The following is a 20,725-nucleotide window of genomic DNA, read 5'->3' as shown; positions in this document are numbered from 1 at the left end:
CGATAAAAACGAGGAACGCTATGAAAAAAGTCATTTCCGTCCGTTTCAAAGAGAACGGCAAAAGCTATTATTTCGACCCCGCCGGGGCCGACATCAAAACCGGCGAATACGTCATTGTGGAAACTGCCCGCGGCATCGAGTGCGGCGAGGTGGTGCAGGGGGTGAGGGAGATCACCGATGCAGCGGTGCCCAAGGCCCTCAAGCCCATCACCCGCATGGCCGACAGCGTGGACATCCGCCGGATGCGCCAGAACCGTGAGGACGAGAAGCGCGCCTACCGCACCTGTCAGGAGTGCATCGCCCGCCACGGTCTGGAAATGAAGCTGGTGGAAGCGGAATACACGCTGGACCGCTCCAAGATCATGTTCTACTTTACCGCGGACGGCCGGGTGGACTTCCGCGAGCTGGTCAAGGATCTGGCCGGCATCTTCCACACCCGCATCGAGCTGCGCCAGATCGGCGTGCGGGACGAGAGCAAGATGATCGGCGGTCTGGGCATCTGCGGCCAGCCCTTCTGCTGCAGCCGCTTCCTCAAGGACTTCCAGCCCGTGTCCATCAAGATGGCAAAGGAGCAGGGCCTTTCGCTGAACCCCACCAAGATCAGCGGTGCCTGCGGCCGGCTGATGTGCTGCCTTGCCTACGAGGAAAGCGCCTACGAATACCTGAACAGCATCATGCCCATGGTGGGCAGCACCGTGCGCACACCGGACGGCCTTGGCACTGTGCTGGAAGTGAACCCGGTATCCGGCTACCTGCGGGTGCGCTGCGGCACCGAGAGCCTTTCGCCCCGGTACTACAAGGTAGGCGTGTGTGAGTATGTCAGCGGCGGCAAGCGTGCGCCCCGCCGCCCGGACCCGGACGACGATTACTCCGGCGTGCGCAACCCGGCACCGGTGGTGGCCTCCTCCGACGAGGGGGAAAAGCGCTGCGCTGGCGGCTGCTGTGCCAGAAAGCGCCCTGCCGAAAAGGAGTGAGAGCCGCGCCGGAGGCTCCGAGGGGTTAGTCTGGCAAAACTAACTATTCTTCGTGATTTTTGCCAAAAAACTCCTGCAAATTTGTCCATAAGTTAGCCTGTGCTTTTGTGCAACCCAACAAAAAACAAACTTTTGTGTTTTTTGGGCCACGGTTAGTCTTGCCTTTTCTCACCTGCTTTGTTAGAATGCAGACAAGGATATGATTTCCGGAGAGACATGCACAGCCGTGCCATACATGACTCTTCATACAATACTTCGGGCACGGAGATAAAAAGGAGAGTTTATTATGGCACACAAGGTTTCTGACGCATGTGTTGGCTGCGGCGCTTGCGAGGGCGCTTGCCCGGTTGGCGCTATCACCGTTGACGGTGTTGCATCTGTGAACGCAGACGCTTGCATCGACTGCGGCGCTTGCGAGGGCGCTTGCCCCACCGGTGCTATCACTGCTGAATAATTTTAGCAGCGGCACAAAAACGCTTCAAGAGCAGCAGGCCTGTCCAAAGCAGGTCTGCTGCTTTTTGTTTTGCAGTAATTCGCACAAATTCCACAGGCAATTCCACCTATTTTTTTGAGAGGGTCAGGCGCACTTATCTATGGAACATTCTACCGAAGTCTTGTATAATAGAACTATGGTATATTGCTCGCCGGAGCATCGTTTCGGCTCGGATGCGCTGCTGCTGGCCCGTTTTTGTGAGCCGAAGCGTGCCCAGAAGGCCGCAGACCTGTGCTCCGGCTGCGGCATCGTGGCACTGGAATGGCACGACCGGGGCCACCGGGGCCCCTGCATCGGGCTGGAACTGCAGCCGGAGGGCAGCGCCCTGCTTTCTGCTGCGGTGGAAGAGCAGGACATCGGGCATCTCACGCCGGTCTGTGCCGACCTGCGCACCTTCCGGCAGGGCGAGGGCAGTTTTGACGTGTGTGCGTGCAATCCGCCCTACTTCACGGATGGACCCCAGAGCCGGAACGCGGCCCACGCCCTTGCCCGGCACGAGAATACCTGCACACTGGACGATGTGTGCGGGTGCGCCTTCCGTCTGCTGAAGGACGGCGGACGCTTTTCCCTCTGCCACCGGCCGGAACGGCTGGCGGAGGTGCTGGCGGTGCTGCGGGCCCACCGGCTGGAGCCCAAGCGGCTGGCCTTTGTAAAGAACAAAGCAGACGGCGTGCCATGGCTCTTCCTTGTGGAAGCGCAGAAGAACCGCAAAACCGGCCTGCGGGTGGAGCCGGATGTGTTGATCAGCGCCGGTGCGGCGTTATATGGCAGATGACAGACTGCGGATCAGGCTGAGAGGATCATCTTCAGGAGGTAACTATGGCAGGAACTCTTTATATCGTGGCAACGCCCATCGGCAATCTGGACGATATGCCGCCCCGGGTGGCAGCCACCTTTGGCGCGGCCGACTTCATTGCCGCCGAGGACACCCGAGTGACCATGAAGCTGCTGAACTTTCTGGGCCTGAAAAAGCCCATGGTCAGCTACTATGAGCACGCCCTGCAGAAGGGCGAGGGCATCCTGCGCCGCATTGAGGCGGGCGAGAGCTGCGCGCTGTGCAGTGATGCGGGCATGCCCTGCGTCTCCGACCCGGGCGAGGTGATCGTGCGGGACGCGCTGGCCCGGGGCATCAAAGTGGTGCCGGTACCGGCGGCCTCTGCCTGCGTCACCGCGCTGGCCGTGTCCGGGCAGGACACCTCCCGCTGGGTGTTCGAGGGCTTTCTGCCCGTGAACCGCAAACAGAAAAAAGAGCGGCTGGCTGAGCTTTTGCAGGAAAAGCGCACCACCATCTTCTACGAAGCCCCCCACAAGCTGCGCACCACGCTGGACGATCTGACCAGCGCATTCGGTGCCGACCGCAGCATCACCCTGTGCCGGGAGCTGACCAAGCTCCATGAGGATATCTGGAAGACCACCCTCGGCGAGGCGGTGGAGCACTACAAAGCCAACGAGCCCCGGGGGGAATACGTGCTGGTGATGGCCGGTGCGCCGGAGACTGCCGACCCGGAGCAGGAGCTGACGCTGGAGCAGGCAGCGCAGCGGGCGCTGGAACTGACCGGGCAGGGCTTTGGCCCCACCGCAGCGGCCAAGGCGGCGGCGCAGGGCACGCCCTATTCCAAGAGCGAAGTGTACAAGCAGCTGCTGGTATTGCAACAGGGCCAGCAGGCAGAGGAATGATACGTAACTGGTAAACAGAGGAGGACCCTTTTTGTGACAAAGCTTCTGGTTTTGAGCGACAGCCACGGCGGACGCACCGCCATTGAGCGTGTGCTGATGAAAGAGAGCAAAAACATCGATGCCCTGATCTTTCTGGGCGACGGCCTGCGGAATCTGGAACTGGCCCTGACGCTGTATCCCAAGCTGCGGGCCTACTCGGTGGCCGGCAACTGCGATTACGGCGCACTGGAACCCACCGATGGCCTTGCCGCCTTTGACGGCGTGGTGATCTTTTACACCCACGGTCATATGTACGGTGTAAAATACGATCTGGACACGCTGGCAGACGCTGCATCTGCCCGGGGTGCCGAGGTGGCGCTGTTCGGCCACACCCACATCCCCCATGCAGAGACCCGCGGCGGGGTGTTCCTGTTCAACCCCGGCTCCTGCGGCCGGTGCTACACCGGGCCGAACACCTACGGCATCCTGACGCTGGACGGAGGCAAAGTGACCGCCTATGAACACAAAGAGGTACCCAAACAATGAGCATCAATGAGGTGCGCTATCTGCCGGAATGCGGCAGCACCAACGCTTACGTGAAGGAGCATTTTGAGGAGTTCGGCCCGGTGGGCGCGGTGTATACCGAGAACCAGACCGCAGGCCGGGGCCGTCTGGGCCGCAGCTGGGTGAACGCCGAGGGCAAGGCCCTGTATTATACAGTTGCCATCCGGGAGCCGCTGGCCCAGCCTGCCACCCTGCCGCTGCTGGCCAGTCTGGCCGTGCGCACCCAGCTCAGGCTGCGCTACGGCGTGGACTGCCAGATCAAGTGGCCCAACGATCTGTTGCTGAACGGCAAAAAGATCGTGGGCATCCTGTGCGAGAGCGTGAGCTACGGCTACCAGCAGCAGGGCCGGGGCATCCTGTGCGGCATCGGCATCAATCTTGCCCAGCCCCAGAGCTACTTTGACGCCGCCGGCCTGCCCAACGGCACCTCGCTGGAGCTGCAGGGGGCAAAGGTGGATCTTTCCACCGACCCCGCATGGCTGGCCGAGGGCCTGACCGACTTTGGCTTTGACCGCAATCTGTACCAGTTTGCCCGGGACGGCTTTGCCCCTTTCCGGGAGGAGTACAAGGCCGCCTGCGTCAATCTGGGCCGCCGGGTCACCTTTGACCTGCCGGACGGCAGGCAGGGGGCCGGTGAAGCCGTCGATGTGGACGAAGAGGGCCGTCTGGTGGTGCGCACCGACAGCGGCGAAGTGCATGTGTTCACCGGCGAAGTGTCGGTGCACGGCATCTATGGGGCCGTGTAAAAGCGCTCTTTATAATATATGAGTGTCCCGGGAATTTTCCTCGGCTGGTCCAGTCGAGGAAAGACCCGGGGCTTTGTTTTTTCCGGTTTTGGCCGAGGCCCCCACAGAAAGCAGGGGAACGGGGAGCTTTTTGCTATCCTCCGGACAGACGCACGCTGTTAAAAGGCATTCTTTTCCCGCAAAGCTGTTCTCCATGTGCGTACAGTTTTGGAGTCATATGGAATTTTTTTGCACGCTTTTGCCCGAATTTCCCGCAAAATGCTTGAATAAACGAATTTTTTGTAAATTTCTTGTGTACATTTCCAGTTGCCAATTCAGTCATACTTTAGTATAATAGAGTACGTGCCAGCGCGTCCTTTTGGATGGGATGCGCGTGTTTAGGAAATCGGAAAACGGACAGCACAAGCGCCCTGCCCCCCAAAAGCAAGGCGCTTGTGCTGTCGCAAGGAGTGCAAGCATGAAAGATCAAGAATCCTTCAAGCCGTATATTCCTGCGGAAAAGATCACCGCAGAAATGACGGCGACCTCTGTGATCATGGGCATCATCCTGTCTGTGGTCTTCGGCGCTGCAAATGCCTATCTGGGCCTGCGCGTCGGCATGACTGTTTCTGCCTCCATCCCGGCAGCAGTCATTTCTATGGGCGTGATCCGCGTCCTGCTCAAGAAGAACTCCATTCTGGAGAGCAACATGGTGCAGACCATCGGTTCCGCAGGCGAGAGCCTGGCCGCCGGTGCCATCTTCACCATGCCCGCACTGTTCCTGTGGGCAAAAGAGGGCCTGTGCGACAAGCCCAGCATCCTGGAGATCACCCTGATCGCCCTGTGCGGCGGCATTCTGGGTGTTCTGTTCATGGTGCCCCTGCGCAACGCCCTGATCGTCAAGGAACACGCTACCCTGCTGTACCCGGAAGGCACCGCCTGTGCAGACGTTCTGCTGGCCGGTGAAGAGGGCGGTGCAAACGCCTCCACCGTGTTCTCCGGCATGGGTCTGGCAGCCATCTTCAAGTTCATCGTCGATGGCCTGAAGATGATCCCCTCCGACATTGCCATGGCCTTCAGCTCCTTCAAGGGTGCTCTGGGCATGGAAGTATACCCCGCTCTGCTGGGCGTGGGCTATATCGTCGGCCCCAAGACCGCTTCCTATATGTTTACCGGTTCTCTGGTAGGCTGGATGGTCATTATCCCGCTGATCTGCCTGTTCGGCGCAAACATTTCCCTGTACCCGGCAGCAGCCGGCACCACCATTGCTGATCTGTATGCAGCAGGCGGTGCAGACGCCATCTGGTCCAACTACGTCAAGTATATCGGCGCAGGCGCCATTGCTACCGGCGGTATCATTTCGCTGATCAAGAGCCTGCCTCTGATCGTATCCACCTTCCGCGACGCCATGAAGAGCATGAAGGGCGGCAGCGCTTCCGGCACCTCCCGCACCGATAAGGACATGCCCATGCCCTTTATTCTGGGCGGCATCCTGCTCATCATCCTCATCATCTGGCTGGCTCCGGCCATCCCCGTCAGCCCGCTGGGTGCTCTGCTGATCGTCATCTTCGGCTTCTTCTTCTCCACCGTCTCTGCACGTATGGTCGGCATGATCGGCAGCTCCAACAACCCGGTCTCCGGCATGACCATTGCCACCCTGCTGATCGCTACCATGATCCTGAAGGCCACCGGCAACGTTGGCATCGAGGGCATGATCGGCTCCATGGCCATCGCCTCTGTCATCTGCATCTGCGCTGCCATTGCTGCGGATACCTCTCAGGACCTGAAGACCGGCTACCTGCTGGGTGCGACCCCGGTCAAGCAGCAGATCGGTGAGCTGATCGGCGTTATTGCCGCCGGTCTGGCCATCGGCGGTGTGCTGTACCTGCTGGACAGCGCATGGGGCTACGGCGGTGCCGAGGTCCCCGCACCGCAGGCTACCCTGATGAAGATGATCGTCGAGGGCATCATGGGCGGCAACCTGCCCTGGAACCTGGTGTTCACCGGTGTGTTCCTTGCCATTGCTCTGGAGGTCCTGCGCATCCCCGTGATGCCCTTTGCCATCGGCCTGTACCTGCCCATCTACCTGAACACCTCCATCATGATCGGCGGTGTTGTGCGCTGGTTCATGGACAGCCGCAAGAATGTTGACGCGAAGCTCAAGGAAGAGCAGACCACCCGCGGCACCCTGTTCTGCGCCGGTATGATCGCAGGCGAGGGCCTTGTGGGCATCCTGCTGGCTGTGTTTGCCGTGTTCGGCATCAGCACTGCCCTGAGCATTGATCTGGGCAACATTGGCGGCGTGGTCCTGATGATCGTGATGATCGCATGCCTGCTGGCCTTCTCCATGAAGAAAAAGAAGAACTGATGAATAAGAAAAAGCAGTCCATCAATTATCTGGATCTTATCCCGCAGCGGGCGGAGACCCTGCGCTGGCACACAGATGAAGCCACCGGCCTTATCACCCTTGAGGTGGAGAACACCGGTGTGTTCAATACGATCGCGCAAAAAGTGTTCCATAAACCGCGCACCACACAGGTGCATCTGGACGAGACCGGCAGCTACCTGTGGCCGCTGATCGATGGCCAGAAGACCGTTGCACAGCTTGCTGACTGCATGAAGCAGCAGTTCGGCGAAAAGGCCGAACCCCTGTACCCGCGCATCATCAAGTATTTCCAGATCGTGGAATCTTACCACTTTATCAAGTTCCTCAACCAATAAACGCAAAAGAAGCGGCGCTCAGAGCCTGTTGCAAGGCACTGAGCGCCGCTTTTTCGCGGTTCTTTATTGTTTTTTGAAGCTTGTCCCGGAGCTAAAGCCTTCACCCCTTGGGGACAGATTTCCCCCGCACCGGGGGAAAATGTCGAATAGCGACAAAAGGGGGAGCAGGTGGCGCGTAGCGCCGGATGAGGGGTATTTAGCGCAAAATGCTGTTGTCCTGCGCCCTCATCAGTCACCTGTGGTGACAGCTTCCCCCGACCGGGGGAAGCCTTTATTCGGAAAATTGATTTCCGTGCTTTATCTGCGGCGCCTTCTCTTTTTGAGGCTCAGCGAACCGCCGCCGGCCGCGAGCGTGAGCACCATCATTGCAAACAGGATGAGCACCAGTGCGCACAGCAGAAGCACCGTGGCCTTCATGTCGGTGCGGAAGTCGGAGACGTACTCCCGGTGGGTCACAAGGTCCACCGTGCCCACTTCATCGCCGTCCAGATACACGGTGGCTGTACCCACCACACTGCCGCTCTTGACGGTGGCCGCAATGCTCTCCGGCAGGTCGAAGGAGTAGGTAACGATATCGTCCGCGTGGCCGTAGCCGCTGACCGGCGCAGCGGCATACAGCGCCACCGTCGGTTCGGTGCGGCACTTGGTCAGCGCCACGGTGGTGATCTCGGTCTGGGTGTCCACCAGCGGACGATCCGCAAAGCTCTCAAAGGCCCAGTCGAACAGATCATCGCACTCGGCAAAGAGGTGGTCCGGCGTATCGCAGCCAAGGATCACCAGCCCGTAGGTGTGGCCGTTCTTTTCCGCAAAGGCCACGATGCAGCGGCCTGCCAGCGTGGTAAAGCCGCCCTTGACCCACCGGACATACTCCCGGTAGTTGGCGCTCTCGCTGTTCATCAGGCTGTTGGAGCTGCTGATGGTGTGCTCAGCCTTGCGGAGGTTGGTGGCCGGCAGCACATAGCTGGCGGTGCCCGCCACCTGTGCAAAGGTCTGGTTTGCCGCACAGGCGGCGGCGATCTTTGCCAGATCCTGCGCGGTGGACACGTTGCCGTAGTCAAACAGGCCGTGGGCACAGGTAAAGTTCGTGCCGGTGCAGCCCAGCTCCTGGGCACGGGCGTTCATCTGCTTGACGAAATCCAGCACGCTGCCGCCCACATCGTAGGCAATAACGCTGGCGGCGTCGTTGGCGCTGACGATGAGCATGGCGTTCAGCAAGTCGATGCGGCGCACCGTCTCGCCGATGCGCAGGCCCATGGTGGTGCCGTTGGCGTTCTGGATGTCCCGGAACTCCTGGGTCAGCGCGGTGGGCACGGTCACTTCACCGTTCAGGTCCTTGCCGCTTTCCAGCAGCAGCAGGGCCGTCATGAGCTTGGTCAGGCTGGCAACATACTGCTGCTGGCCGGCGTTCTGGTTCAGGATGGTCTTGCCGGTGTCGGCGTTGAACAGGTACACCGCCTCGGTCTCCTTGGCGGTCTGGATGGGCATGGGATATACCGCAAGGCCCGGCAGTGCAGCAGCAGCGGCCAGTGCCAGCGTGAGCACCAGCGCCGTCATGCGGCGGAAGATGGTGTTTTTGAACATGAGCGTGCCCCCTTGTATCTGCTTGCCGACGCACGGCAAAAATTTTTGTTTTGAAACAGCTCCCACTTGCCGGAAAGGCTCTGGCTTGCTATACTACTTTAAAGAATACCATAAACCAGCCAAAAGAGAAAGAGAGAAAGGCGGTTTTTAACAATGTTTCTGTCCTTTTGTGGAAAAGCTCCCCGCAACGAGGGGGCTGTGTTCGTTGCGCCCAACGCCACCGTGCAGGGCGATGTGATCCTCAAAGCCGGTTCCACGGTGTGGTACGGTGCAGTGCTGCGCGGCGACGACGGCCAGCTTATCATCGGCGAGAACTCCAACGTGCAGGACAACGCCGTGCTGCACTGCGATGTGGGCGGGGCCGTGACGCTGGGCAGGAACGTCACCGTGGGCCACAGTGCGCTGGTGCACGGGTGCACGGTAGGGGATGGCAGCCTCATCGGAATGCACGCCACCCTGCTCAACCACTGTGTCGTGGGCAAAAACTGCATCATCGGCGCGGGTGCGCTGGTGCCGGAGGGCATGGTCATCCCGGACGGCTCGGTGGCCGTGGGCGTGCCCGCAAGGGTCATCAAGAAGGTGAGCCCCGCACAGGTCGAGGCCAACCTGCACAACGCCGCCCACTATGTGGAGCACGGCAGAGTGCACGCAGCACAGTGCAAAATGGATTGACCTTTTGCGTCTGCTGTGTTATGCTGAAAAAGAGCGTTTGCATCGGGCAGCCCTTCAGCAGGCTGTCCGGGACCCCTGCCGCAGCGAAACTCTGACCGGTGCGGGGGAAATCCTGTATCGGCATTTTGGAGGCCATCCGAAAAAGCTTTCGTGCCTGCGCACTTTTCGCTTTTGATCTCTTTACGAAAAAAAAGCTTTATTTTTTCGATTTTTTCACAAAATAGCAATGACTTTTTGAGGGAAATGGGGTATACTATCAATTGTAGAGCACGCGGGGCCGCAACCGCGTCTCTACACATGATTCCTCCTCACACCAAAGCAATACCCCAAACAGAGATTCCCTCCGGTGTACCGCAAGCGCTGGGGGGAGTCTTTGTTTTTATCCGCTTTTGTATTTTATGATTTCCTGCGTGAAAAGGAGAGGTTTCGTTATGTCTGAGCTCATCACCCGCCGCACCTTTTTAAAGGCCGCCGGTACTGCCATGGCGGCGGCTGCCGCAGGCGGCATGCTGGCAGGCTGCGGAGATGGAGCGTATGCTTCCACCCCGGATAATCTGGTTGCTCCTTCCATCGATAATACCGATTTTGCTAATTTTGGCTCTTTTACCGCAGATATCGGCCCCTTGAGCGGGCAGTGGACTTCCAGCTCCATCTATGAATCTGATACCCGTCACAACTATTTCTACACCGGCTTCAAACTGGATAATTCCAGCGGCAACAGTTCTGTTACCGTCAACACCAGCAACTTTGCTTTCCGCCATACCGATGGCGGCACTGGTAAGGTATGTGGTCTTGGATATAAAGGTCTGAACAGCAGCAAAACAGCCTATGTATTCTACCAGTCTCTTACCGTTCCTGCAGGCCAGTCCAAAACTGTTATTCTTTTCATCGACATCGGCCCTGTCACTACCTCTTTCTTCGATAGATTTTATAGAGGAACTATAACCATCACGCTGGGTAAACTTAATAATCAAACGGCCGCCTTTACTTTTAACGGCCTGATCAACGACCCTTCCTCTACCGTTTCCTGACAGCAAAACTCCCCTGAAATGCCATAAAAAGCCTTTCAGGGGAGTTTTTGTTTACAACGCTCTGAACTTTGCCGCAAACACGCTGAGCACGATCTTGGGGTTCACCTGTGCGCCCAGACGCTGGATGGCGGCATCTGCCAGCCGCAGGGCACGCCGGGCGGCATCGCCCTGCACCGGTGCGTGGGGGCTTTGCCGCAGGCCCGCTGCTGCCACCGCACGGAAGTCCGTCAGCAGGGCAGCGGCACCGGCTTTGTCCTTCTCATACGGAGCCAGCAGCACGGCGGCGGCATAGCTGTCACGGTCGGCGGCGGTCTTTGCCAGCTGCAGCGCCTTTTCCACCTGCGCCGTGCGGGCTTCGTCCTGTGCCGCTGCAAGCACCGTGCCGATGTGCCCGTCGAACAGCTCACTGTACAGCGCGGCGGTCTTTTTGTCCACCCCCTGTGCGGCGCAGTAGCGGGCGCACTGCTCCGGCGGGACCGGTGCCACTGCAAAACTGATGCAGCGGCTGCGGATGGTGGGCAGCACGCCTGCCAGCGAATCGGCTGTGAGCAGGAACAGCACCCCTTCCGGCGGCTCTTCCATCACCTTCAGCAGTGCGTTGGCGGATTCCTCGTTCATCTTTTCCACATGGTAGAGCAGCACCGCGCGGCCCTCGGCCGAAAGGCTGGTGTTGAAGATCTCGCTGCGCATGGCCGTGACCTGACCCACCAGATACCGGCCGCCCGCGCCCATGCCGGTGACCGAGATCGCCTCGCGCACGATGCCGGTCTCCACCTGACCGCTGTCGCGCTTGCCGGCCTTCGCCACCGCACGGCAGCATTCGCCCCGCAGAAGGGCCTCAGCGGGCGCTCCGCCGGCAGGGTAAAGATAATCGGCCGCGATGCAGCGGGCCGCAAAACCGGCCCCAAGGCCCTCTTCGCCCACCAGCAGCACGCTGTGGGTCAGGCGGCGGGCTGCCAGCATCAGCTGTACGCTGCTTTTCAGTTCTGCGTTGCCTTCCATGCGGTCCAGCATCATGGGGGTGCCCTCCTTTTGTAAGACGATTTGAAATGCCCTCCGCGCTGCTCTGGGCATCTTCAGCGGAAAAATTATTTTTGATCTGCAGCCCCGGAACGCCTGCGGGCGTTCCGGGGCTGCATTTTCACAGGTGGGGTCGTGGAGGAAAACGGCAGCTGCCGCAAGGGACGAACCCTCTCAGTCACCTTCGGTGACAGCTCCCCCGAAGGGGGAGCTTTTAAACATCTGACGGTTTGCAGCAAATAAGCTCCCCCCCCCTCGGGGGAGCTGGCATCGCGCAGCGATGACTGAGAGGGTTAGGATGCTTGCGGGGGTTCTTACCTCCTGTTTTTCCGCTTCCACTGCTCCCGGCGGACCCATGCACGGATGGCGCGGTAGCCCATGGGGCCAAAGAACAGCCAGACATTCGCCATGCTGAGCAGCAGGCTCAGCTTCTGGGGCAGCGGTGCGCCCAAAAAGCTCAGCACCCACAGTGCTGCCGCAAAAAAGCCAAAATACTTCACCCGGACAGGGATCACAAAGAACAACAGCACCTGTACCTCCGGGTACAGCATGGCAAAGGCCAGCAGCAGCGAAAGGGACAGGCAGTAGGTGCTGCCGCTGACGCCGGTGAGCAGGCAGGCCAGCACGGTGCCCAGCATCCCGGACAACAAATAGACCGTATAGCGGAAATCGCCCCACTCCCGTTCCAGCGCCGTGCCGATGAACCAGGTAAAGTAGATGCCCAGCACCGCGCTGAGGATGCTGCCGCCATAAGAGGGGATGAACACAAAGGTGATGATGCGCCAGATCTGGCCGCTCAACAGAAGATATCTGCTGAGGGACAGCCAGACGCTGATGGTTTGGTTCACAAACAGCTCGATGGCCAGTACAAGGATCTGCCCTCCCACCAGAATGTTGGTCAGGTTCGGGATGCCGAAACGCCCATATCTGCGCTCCAGCCGGTTCAGCCAATTGTTCATAGGGTGCCTCCCTTAATTCGGAAATGTTTTGCCGCAGCTTACTGCTGTTATTGTACCATGATTGGCCGGGGCATTCAACACTGTTGAAAACCTCTGCCCCCAAAGCCCGGAAATACAGCTTTCCCGCCGCTCTCCGGATGCTAAAACACAACCGAAAATTGTATGTAATTTCCGGTCTGGAATGAACTTTTCACTTTTTCCACTGGGTTTTCAACCGCTTTTGTGAAGAAAAGGTCGGGTTTTCCGTGATGTTTTCCACTTTTTCCACTGGGTTTTCAACAATAAAAAGGGATCAGCCCTATACGCACCGTAATTCAGGCAGCCGCTTTCTGGAAAGTTTTGGATGAAAATGCAGGCATTCTACCTTTTATAAAAAAGAAAGTCGAAGGATTTTCTTTGCATTCTACAAACCGTTCCTGAGCGGCGATTTATTTTTCTCCAATCTGGAATGGCTGGCCCCAAGTTTTCAACACCGGGCCGCTGCCGTTTTTCCGTGTGGAAAAGGCGGGGAAAATTGCAGTTTTCCACACTGTTTTTATCCCGGCTGAACCCTCTCAGTCGCCTGCGGCGACAGCTCCCCCGAAGGGGGAGCTTATTTGCTGTAAACCGTCAGATGCTTAAAAGCTCCCCCTTCGGGGGAGCTGGCATCGCGCAGCGATGACTGAGAGGGTTCGTCCCATAAAAAATGCCGGGCAGTCACTTCAAGACCGTCCGGCATTGCTCTATTATTTACATCATATTGTGGAATACCAGCTGTGCGATCTGGAAATACAGGATCAGGCTGCAGGCGTCCACGATGGTGGTAATGAAGGGGGTAGCCATGATGGCCGGGTCTGCACCCAGCTTCTTTGCGGCCAGCGGCAGCATACCGCCCACCAGCTTTGCCAGAATGACGCTGAAGAACAGCGACACGCTGACCACGATGGCATAGCCCATCACGTTGCCGTACTGGCCGGGGAAGAGGAAGGTGTACATCAGGTAGATGCGCAGGCCGTTCACGATGCCCAGCACCGCGCCCACGATGGCCGACACCCGCAGCTCCTTGCCCAGCACCCGCACAAAGTCGCTGGGCTCCACCTCGCCCAGAGCCAGACCGCGCACCATCAGGGTGCTGATCTGGTTGCCGCAGTTGCCGGCGGTATCCATCAGCATGGGCATGAAGGAGACCAGCAGAGGCAGCGCGGTAAAGGCTTCCTCATAGTGGGTGGTGACCATGCCGGTAAAGGTGGCGGAAAGCATCAGGATCAGCAGCCATGGGATGCGCTGCTTTGCGTGGGTCCAGACGCTGGTGCCAAAGTAGGTGGTGGCATCGTCGTCCGGCAGAATGGCGGCCATCTTCTGCATATCCTCGGTGCTCTCATCGGTCAGGACGTCGATTGCATCGTCGATGGTGATGATGCCCACGAACATGCCCTCGTTGTCCAGAACGGGCATTGCGGTAAAGTCGTAGCGCTGCATCTCACGGGCCACGTACTCCTGATCGTCCGTGACCTTCACCGCCACCACGTTGTCGTCCATGATCTCGGAAACGGGAATGTTCCTGTCCGAAAGCAGCAGGCTGCGGGCAGAGACAACGCCCTTCAGGCGGTTGCGCTCCACCACGTAGCAGGTGTACACGGTCTCTGCGTTTTCGCCCTGCTTGCGGATGGCATCAAAGGCCTGCTCCACGGTCATATCCTCCCGCAGGCGGACATACTCCGGGGTCATCAGGCTGCCGGCAGAGCTTTCGGGGTAGTTCAGCAGCTTGTTCAGGCTCTCACGAGTCTGCTTGGAGGATTTCTCCAGCACCCGCTTCACCACGCCTGCCGGCATATCCTCCAGCAGGTCGGCGGCATCGTCCAGACTCATTTCCTCGATGGCGCTCACCAGCTCCACGTCCGAAAAGGCGTTTACCAGATCATCGCGGGCCTCGTCGGACATATAGGCAAAGGCTTCGGTGGCCACTTCCTTTTTCAGCAGACGGAACACCACAAGGCGGTTGTTCTCGTCCAGCTCTTCCAGCAGCTCGGCAAGGTCGGCAGGCTGCTCTTCCTCGGTCACTTCGCGCAGCTTGACGTACTGCTTCTTGATGAGCAGCTTGAGCAGGCGGCTCTTGGTCAGCATTTCGGGGTTGGCCTTGACCTCTTCGTCGTTGGCTTCCTCTTTCTCGGCCTCACGCATATCCTGCTTGAGGTCCTCGGTAGCTTCATCGTTCAGGTCCTCGGCCAGCTTCTGACGGACTTCGGCAGGGATATCGGCAGGCAGCTCCTGCACCGGCAGCGCCTGCTCCGCAGCATCAACCGTCAGCTTCTTTTCTTCCATATCCATTGGGCGTTCCTCCTCAGTTTTTACGGCACAGGAGCAGCTCCTGTATCCGGAGGACGCAGCAGATCGGGAAACAAAAAAACGCGCCGCCTTGCCTGCCGGAATGCCGCAAACGCCGCATTCTGCGCACACAAAGCCGCGCCTTCCTCTGCTCTGTTTTGCGGAAAGATACACCGTTGAAGCGGTGCTTTTCCGCAGCACTCAGCGAAGGAGGCGAACGGTTGGGGGAAACGCAGTTGTTTTTGTTTTCTGATCCACCGCGCCGGTGGTTCTACTTCGACTATGATCCGGGTCCATTTTCCTGCGTTCACCTCCAAGTTTTCATATTCATTTTTATTATAGCGCCGCCAAAAAACGGGGTCAACCCTAAACCACGGATTTACAGGAATTTTATTTTATAAAAGCACAGATCTTATTTTTCTTTCGCGTGAAAAGGCAGTCCGGCAAAGCCCGCAGCCTTTGCCGAACCGCAAGGATAAAAATTACCGCTGAGAATTCCAAAGCACTGCGGCGGCATCGGAAGATCGTTTTTTGCCAAAACAAAACACCCTCTTCCGTGTTGCGGCGCACGAAAAAGGGTGTTTTGTTTGGATATTGCCTTGGTGTGAGGAGGAATCATGTTACACGGGAAACGGTTGCGGCCCCGCTTCCCATGGCAAAAGTATAACAGCTTTCACAATTCAATTCGTTAAGAAGCTATGAAGAAACTGTAAAAAGGAAATGGTATCTTTTGGAAGATTTTGTGATAGAAAATCTTCTTGACAATATTTGTTTTATCCTATATTATAATCATAGGATACCACCAAACGGAAAGGATGCCGAAAATGTCTGCTTTTGAAGTGAATTTTTATTATAAGGCAGACGGCAGCTGCCCGGTTCGTGATTTTCTGGATACGCTGGACGACAAAATGCTGGCAAAGCTTTTGGGCACGATCTCCCTATTGGAAGCCAATGGCACACAACTGCGGGAACCTTATTCCAAATCATTGGGAGACGGCATTTTTGAATTGCGTGCCAAGCAAAGCAGCAATATTACACGCATTTTATATTTCTTTGTGGTCGGGCATCAGATCATCCTGACAAATGGCTTTGTCAAAAAGACGCAGAAAACACCGCCGGAGGAAATTGCACTGGCGCAAAAGTATCGTGCGGACTATTTTTATCGAAAGGAGAGTTCCTCATGAGTGATTTTCGGAATTATTTGAATGAACAATTACAGCGGCCTTCTTTTAAGGCCGAATGGGATACTCTTCAGCCGGAGCTTACCATTGCACAGGCCATGATCGATGCCCGGAAGGAAAGCGGTCTGACCCAGAAACAGCTTTCAGAGCGCACCGGCATTGCACAGGCCGATATCAGCAAGTTGGAACGGGGAAACGCAAACCCTTCTCTGCGCACCCTGCAGCGCCTTGCGGCTGGTATGGGGATGAATATCAGAATTGAATTTGTATCGAATAAATAATTTTTATTCACCAAAAACGCAAAGCCCGGAACATCCGCAGATGTTCCGGGCTTCGTATTTTTACGGAAAGAGTTTATACAAAAAATACGCCCCGGTCACCTTGCGGTGAGCGGGGCGCTAAAACGAAGCTCGTTTTTACTGCGGCAAGATCCCTGCAAAGCAGGTCTTATGCAGCAGGCGGAGCAAGGTATCTGCAACGCAGACCTTATACTCCTGACACACGCGGGGTGTGCTTTCAAGGACCCTCGCGGGCGCTTTGGTATCTCATATCCCGCTGCGGTGCTTCGCACGGAACAAAGCACCGCCCGGGAAGTGAAATCAGTCAGAACACGTGTGGCGGATGCTGTACTTCAGCACATCACCTGCTTGGATGGATGCGTTTCTCCGCTTCGTACCGCTGCATTGCGCAGTAACCGCCGGTACGGGGCAGCCGCCCTCTTGCATTGTGGGGCTAAGGTGCCGCAAATATCTGCATCCAAAGCGCAGAAGAATGCTTACTTGTACAGGTCGACCAGACGGGTCAGGTGCTCGTAGCGGTCGTTAGCAACCTGCTGGTTGCGTGCGAACAGCTCCTTAGCACGGTCGGGGAATGCACGAGTCAGGCGGCTGTAACGGGTCTCGTTAGCCAGCAGTGCCTGATACTTCTCGTTATCCACAGCCTTGGAGGTCAGGGTGAACGGATTCTTGCCCTGAGCCTTGTTTGCCGGGTTGAAGGTGAACAGGTTCCAGTAACCGGACTCAACTGCCTTCTTCATCTCGTTCTGGCAGTTGGTCATGCCGCCCTTGACACCGTGCAGCTCGCAGGGAGCGTAGCCGATGATCAGAGACGGGCCGGGGTAAGCCTCAGCCTCAGCGATGGCCTTGACAGCCTGAGCCGGGTTAGCACCCAGTGCGATCTGAGCAACATAGATGTAACCGTAGGTCATAGCGATCTCGGACAGGCTCTTCTTGCTGATCTCCTTACCAGCAGCAGCGAACTGGCAGACTTCACCAATGTTGGAAGCCTTGGATGCCTGTCCACCGGTGTTGGAGTACATCTCAGTATCGAAGACCATCACGTTGACATCCTCGCCGGAAGCCAGAACGTGGTCCAGACCACCGAAGCCGATGTCGTATGCCCAGCCGTCACCACCGAAGATCCAGACGGACTTCTTGGCGATGAACTGCTTGCTCTTCAGGATCTCTGCAGACTTCTCGCAGCCGGCAGCAGCAGCCTTCTCCAGCTCAGCGATCAGGGCCTTTGCGGGCTCGTCGTTGGCCTTGGTGTTGTTCTTGGTCTCCAGGAACTTCTCAAAGGCAGCCTTCAGCTCAGCAGAAGCCTTGTCGGAACCAGCAACCTCAGCGATCTCCTTGATCAGGTTCTCGCGGACGGTCTTCTGGCCGATGTACAGGCCCAGACCATGCTCTGCGTTATCCTCGAACAGGGAGTTGCACCATGCAGGACCATGGCCGCTGTCCTTGTTGACGGTGTACGGAGAGATGGAAGCGGTGCCGCCCCAGATGGAGGAGCAGCCGGTAGCGTTGGAGATGTACATCTTCTCGCCGAACAGCTGAGTGATCAGGCGAGCGTAAGAAGTCTCGGCACAGCCTGCGCAGGAGCCAGAGAACTCCAGCAGCGGCTGGTTGAACTGAGAACCGATGACGGTATCGTCAGCAAACTTGGAAGGCTTCTTGGAGATGTTGGCCACGCAGTAGTCGAACACTGCCTGCTGATCGGCCTGGCTGTCCTGCGGCACCATGGTGATAGCCTTGGTGGGGCAGACGGTGACGCACTCGCCGCAGCCCATGCAGTCCAGAGGAGACACAGCCATGACAAACTTGTACTCGTTTGCGGGCTTGTTGTCGCGGCTCTTGGTCTGTGCAGGAGCAGCTGCCAGCTCGTCGGCGGTCAGCTGGAAGGGACGGATGGTAGCATGAGAGCAGACGAATGCACACTGGTTACAGCCAACGCACTTTGCAGCATCCCACTCGGGAACGTTGACAGCGGTGCCGCGCTTCTCGTATGCAGAAGCGCCCTGCTCCCACTCGCCGTTTGCATTTGCCACGAAGGAAGAGACAGGCAGGCTGTCGCCGTCCATACGGGCAATGGGCTCCATGACCTCGCGGATCTGCTTGACCAGTTCCGGACGGCCGGTGAGAGCCTTGGGTGCGGGATCAGCCTCGGGGTTGGACCAGGATGCGGGCACGTCCACCTTGTGGATGGCGTCAACGCCTGCATCGATAGCCTTCCAGTTCATCTCAACGACGTCCTGGCCCTTCTTGCCGTAGCTCTTCTGAGCTGCCTGCTTCATGAAGTTGACGGCATCCTCGATGGGCATGACGTCAGCCAGCTTGAAGAATGCAGACTGCAGGATGGTGTTGGTGCGCTTGCCCATGCCGATCTCGATAGCCTTATCGATAGCATTGATGGTATACAGCTGGATGTTGTTGTCAGCGATATACTTCTTTGCCTCGGCGTTCAGGTGCTGGCCCAGCTCCTCATCGGACCACTGGCAGTTGATCATGAACACGCCGCCGGGCTTGACATCCTGGACCATCTTCATGCCCATGTGGATGTAAGCGGGGTTGTGGCAGGCCACGAAGTCAGCCTGGTTGATGTAGTAGGGGCTGCGGATGGGCTTGTCGCCGAAACGCAGATGGCTGATGGTCACGCCGCCGGTCTTCTTGGAGTCATACTGGAAGTATGCCTGAACATACTTGTCGGTATGGTCGCCGATGATCTTGACGGAGTTCTTGTTAGCACCGACAGTACCGTCGCCGCCCAGACCCCAGAACTTGCACTCCTTGGTGCCAGCAGCTGCGGTGATGGGAGCGGGCTTGACTTCCGGCAGAGACAGGAAGGTGACGTCATCGGTGATACCCAGAGTGAAGCGCTCCTTGGGCTGATCCTTCTCCAGCTCCTTGAACAGAGCAAAGATGGAGGACGGCGGGGTATCCTTGCTGCCCAGACCGTAACGGCCGCCGGTCAGAACGACATCGTTCAGGCCAGCCTCACGCAGGGTAGCGGCAACATCCAGATACAGGGGCTCGCCCAGAGAGCCGGGCTCCTTGGTGCGATCCAGCACAGCCACCTTCTTGGCGGTCTTGGGCAGAACCTTCAGCAGGGAAGCGGAGACCCAGGGACGATACAGACGAACCTTGATGATACCGACCTTCTCGCCGCGTGCGTTCAGGTAGTCGATGACCTCATCAGCAACGTCGCAGACGGAGCCCATAGCCACGATCACACGGTCAGCATCGGGTGCGCCGTAGTAGTTGAACAGATCGTAGTTGGTGCCCAGCTTTGCGTTGATCTTGGCCATGTACTTCTCAACAACAGCAGGCAGAGCGTTGTAAACGCTGTTGCATGCCTCACGATGCTGGAAGAACACGTCGCCGTTCTCGTGGGAGCCGCGCATCTTGGGGTGTTCGGGGTTCAGAGCCTTCTTACGGAACTCCTCCACAGCCTCCATGTTGCACATTTCCTTCAGATCGGCGTAATCCCACTTCTCGATCTTCTGGTACTCATGAGAGGTACGGAAGCCATCGAAGAAGTTCAGGAAGGGAACCTTGCCCTCGATGGCGCACAGATGTGCGACAGGGGACAGATCCATGACTTCCTGCACGCTGCTCTCGACCAGCATTGCAAAACCGGTCTGGCGGCATGCCATGACGTCGCTGTGATCACCGAAGATGTTCAGGGACTGGGTAGCAACGGTACGTGCAGAAACATCGAACACGCAGGGCAGCTGCTCAGCAGCGATCTTGTACATGTTGGGGATCATCAGCAGCAGGCCCTGAGAAGCGGTGAAGGTGGTGGTAACAGCACCTGCACCCAGAGAGCCGTGCACAGCGCCTGCGGCGCCTGCCTCAGATTCCATCTCGACAACCTTGACCTGATTGCCGAAGATGTTCTTCTGGCCGGCTGCGGACCACTGGTCCACAGAGTCAGCCATCGGAGAAGACGGGGTAATGGGGTAGATGGCAGCCACGTCCGTGTAGGCATACGCTACATGGGCGGCAGCGGTATTGCCATCCATAGTTTGCTTTGCTCTAGGCATTTTTCTTCCTCCATTATTCAGAATTTGGTACCTTTTGCGCGGGGCAATATGCCCCACATGGGACCGGAGAACCCCATAAAGGCACTATTGCTTGTATACTATAATAACAAATTCTGCTCGCAAAGTAAACGCAAACCGCCCAACAAACGCACCAAAAATAAAGAAAATTTTTTAGCTGTTTTGTACGTCTTTAGTACGGTAAAGCAAGCGTTGGTGCGGATTTTTGGTTTTAGCCTGCCTGCCTTGCCAGATCCTGTGATTTTTTTCGCAAAAAGGGGGTGGACCCTCTCAGTCACGGCTTGCGAACGCAGTGAGCCTGAGAGGATTCGTTTCCCGCAGCGCCGCGCTTTCGCAGAAAGCGGCGCTGCAAATGCTGCTTTCCGTTACGACCCCTCCCGTGAAAAGGCGTTTGGAGCGCTCCGCAGAGCGCGACAAACGCGAAATTATAAATGATCTTTCCGCTGATTATGCGCAAAGCAAACGCGGCGCGCATTTCAAATCGTCCCATCCTCTTGTATTTATC

Annotated in this window: 20 protein-coding genes; 13 read left to right on the top strand and 7 right to left on the bottom strand. The window is 57.6% G+C overall.

Features of this window, described 5'->3' with window-relative positions; genetic code table 11:
* The first annotated feature begins 20 nt into the window (after positions 1-20).
* The 6 genes from ACKXF9_RS02670 (at position 21) to ACKXF9_RS02645 (ending at position 4,433) form a co-directional block, all read left to right on the top strand.
* The gene (locus tag ACKXF9_RS02670; protein WP_339394469.1) at positions 21-974 is read left to right on the top strand and encodes a PSP1 domain-containing protein; all 954 of its coding nucleotides are present in this window, start codon (positions 21-23) and stop codon (positions 972-974) included.
* A gap of 286 nt (positions 975-1,260) precedes the next feature.
* Complete coding sequence (locus tag ACKXF9_RS02665; protein WP_005937576.1) at positions 1,261-1,428, top strand: DUF362 domain-containing protein; 168 nt, start codon at positions 1,261-1,263, stop codon at positions 1,426-1,428.
* Positions 1,429-1,567: 139 nt separating this feature from the next.
* The gene (locus ACKXF9_RS02660; protein ID WP_418265219.1) at positions 1,568-2,242 is read left to right on the top strand and encodes a tRNA1(Val) (adenine(37)-N6)-methyltransferase; all 675 of its coding nucleotides are present in this window, start codon (positions 1,568-1,570) and stop codon (positions 2,240-2,242) included.
* A gap of 44 nt (positions 2,243-2,286) precedes the next feature.
* Positions 2,287-3,144: a 16S rRNA (cytidine(1402)-2'-O)-methyltransferase gene (gene rsmI, locus ACKXF9_RS02655; protein WP_418265218.1), complete on the top strand. Its 858-nt coding sequence runs from the start codon at positions 2,287-2,289 to the stop codon at positions 3,142-3,144.
* A gap of 33 nt (positions 3,145-3,177) precedes the next feature.
* On the top strand, positions 3,178-3,669 hold the full coding sequence (locus ACKXF9_RS02650) for a metallophosphoesterase (protein ID WP_418265217.1): 492 nt from the start codon (positions 3,178-3,180) through the stop codon (positions 3,667-3,669).
* The gene (locus ACKXF9_RS02645) at positions 3,666-4,433 is read left to right on the top strand and encodes a biotin--[acetyl-CoA-carboxylase] ligase (RefSeq protein ID WP_249237664.1); all 768 of its coding nucleotides are present in this window, start codon (positions 3,666-3,668) and stop codon (positions 4,431-4,433) included. Before ACKXF9_RS02650 ends, ACKXF9_RS02645 begins: the two co-directional genes overlap by 4 nt.
* Before the next feature lie 133 nt (positions 4,434-4,566).
* Here the strand turns inward: ACKXF9_RS02645 and ACKXF9_RS02640 are convergent, their stop codons facing one another.
* Entirely contained in the window at positions 4,567-4,755 is a 189-nt protein-coding gene (locus ACKXF9_RS02640) for a hypothetical protein (protein WP_418265216.1), read from the bottom strand.
* A 135-nt stretch (positions 4,756-4,890) separates the two neighbouring features.
* Between ACKXF9_RS02640 and ACKXF9_RS02635 the strand changes: the two genes are divergently transcribed.
* Together ACKXF9_RS02635 and ACKXF9_RS02630 are read left to right on the top strand one after the other, a co-directional pair.
* Complete coding sequence (locus ACKXF9_RS02635; protein WP_418265215.1) at positions 4,891-6,780, top strand: OPT family oligopeptide transporter; 1,890 nt, start codon at positions 4,891-4,893, stop codon at positions 6,778-6,780.
* Positions 6,780-7,133 (top strand): PqqD family protein, encoded by a 354-nt coding sequence (locus ACKXF9_RS02630; RefSeq protein WP_339394463.1) that lies wholly within the window; start codon positions 6,780-6,782, stop codon positions 7,131-7,133. The genes ACKXF9_RS02635 and ACKXF9_RS02630 overlap by 1 nt, the downstream gene beginning before the upstream one ends.
* A 297-nt stretch (positions 7,134-7,430) precedes the next feature.
* Here the strand turns inward: ACKXF9_RS02630 and ACKXF9_RS02625 are convergent, their stop codons facing one another.
* Positions 7,431-8,714: a D-alanyl-D-alanine carboxypeptidase family protein gene (locus tag ACKXF9_RS02625; RefSeq protein WP_418265214.1), complete on the bottom strand. Its 1,284-nt coding sequence runs from the start codon at positions 8,712-8,714 to the stop codon at positions 7,431-7,433.
* Positions 8,715-8,867: 153 nt separating this feature from the next.
* Here ACKXF9_RS02625 and ACKXF9_RS02620 point away from each other — a divergent pair, with 153 nt between their 5' ends.
* On the top strand, positions 8,868-9,386 hold the full coding sequence (locus tag ACKXF9_RS02620; RefSeq protein WP_418265213.1) for a gamma carbonic anhydrase family protein: 519 nt from the start codon (positions 8,868-8,870) through the stop codon (positions 9,384-9,386).
* A 431-nt stretch (positions 9,387-9,817) separates the two neighbouring features.
* Positions 9,818-10,417, top strand: coding sequence for a twin-arginine translocation signal domain-containing protein (locus ACKXF9_RS02615; RefSeq protein WP_418265212.1), 600 nt, complete (start codon positions 9,818-9,820; stop codon positions 10,415-10,417).
* Between the two features lie 51 nt (positions 10,418-10,468).
* Here the strand turns inward: ACKXF9_RS02615 and ACKXF9_RS02610 are convergent, their stop codons facing one another.
* The 4 genes from ACKXF9_RS02610 to ACKXF9_RS02595 form a co-directional block, all read right to left on the bottom strand.
* Entirely contained in the window at positions 10,469-11,434 is a 966-nt protein-coding gene (locus ACKXF9_RS02610) for a hypothetical protein (RefSeq protein WP_249237657.1), read from the bottom strand.
* Between the two features lie 317 nt (positions 11,435-11,751).
* Entirely contained in the window at positions 11,752-12,396 is a 645-nt protein-coding gene (locus ACKXF9_RS02605; RefSeq protein ID WP_418265211.1) for a rhomboid family intramembrane serine protease, read from the bottom strand.
* A 729-nt stretch (positions 12,397-13,125) separates the two neighbouring features.
* Positions 13,126-14,703, bottom strand: a complete 1,578-nt coding sequence (gene mgtE / locus ACKXF9_RS02600; protein ID WP_348584159.1) for a magnesium transporter — start codon at positions 14,701-14,703, stop codon at positions 13,126-13,128.
* A 409-nt stretch (positions 14,704-15,112) separates the two neighbouring features.
* Positions 15,113-15,238, bottom strand: coding sequence for a hypothetical protein (locus tag ACKXF9_RS02595; RefSeq protein ID WP_418265210.1), 126 nt, complete (start codon positions 15,236-15,238; stop codon positions 15,113-15,115).
* Between the two features lie 286 nt (positions 15,239-15,524).
* Between ACKXF9_RS02595 and ACKXF9_RS02590 the strand changes: the two genes are divergently transcribed.
* Positions 15,525-15,884 (top strand): type II toxin-antitoxin system RelE/ParE family toxin, encoded by a 360-nt coding sequence (locus ACKXF9_RS02590; protein ID WP_294647998.1) that lies wholly within the window; start codon positions 15,525-15,527, stop codon positions 15,882-15,884.
* Positions 15,881-16,162 (top strand): helix-turn-helix domain-containing protein, encoded by a 282-nt coding sequence (locus ACKXF9_RS02585; RefSeq protein WP_418265209.1) that lies wholly within the window; start codon positions 15,881-15,883, stop codon positions 16,160-16,162. Before ACKXF9_RS02590 ends, ACKXF9_RS02585 begins: the two co-directional genes overlap by 4 nt.
* 494 nt (positions 16,163-16,656) lie before the next feature.
* Here ACKXF9_RS02585 and nifJ read toward each other — a convergent pair whose 3' ends face one another.
* Positions 16,657-20,202 (bottom strand): pyruvate:ferredoxin (flavodoxin) oxidoreductase, encoded by a 3,546-nt coding sequence (gene nifJ, locus ACKXF9_RS02580; protein ID WP_418265208.1) that lies wholly within the window; start codon positions 20,200-20,202, stop codon positions 16,657-16,659.
* On the opposite strand from nifJ, the gene ACKXF9_RS02575 reads away from it, so the two are divergent.
* Positions 20,155-20,655 (top strand): hypothetical protein, encoded by a 501-nt coding sequence (locus tag ACKXF9_RS02575; protein WP_418265875.1) that lies wholly within the window; start codon positions 20,155-20,157, stop codon positions 20,653-20,655. The genes nifJ and ACKXF9_RS02575 overlap by 48 nt on opposite strands.
* The last annotated feature ends 70 nt before the right edge of the window (positions 20,656-20,725 follow it).

Source organism: Faecalibacterium sp. 9 (genome assembly GCF_048320955.1).
GTDB classification, from domain to species: Bacteria; Bacillota; Clostridia; order Oscillospirales; family Ruminococcaceae; genus Faecalibacterium; species Faecalibacterium wellingii.
The sequence above is the reverse complement of the archived record's forward strand: the minus strand, read 5'-3'. Positions and strand labels throughout refer to the sequence as shown.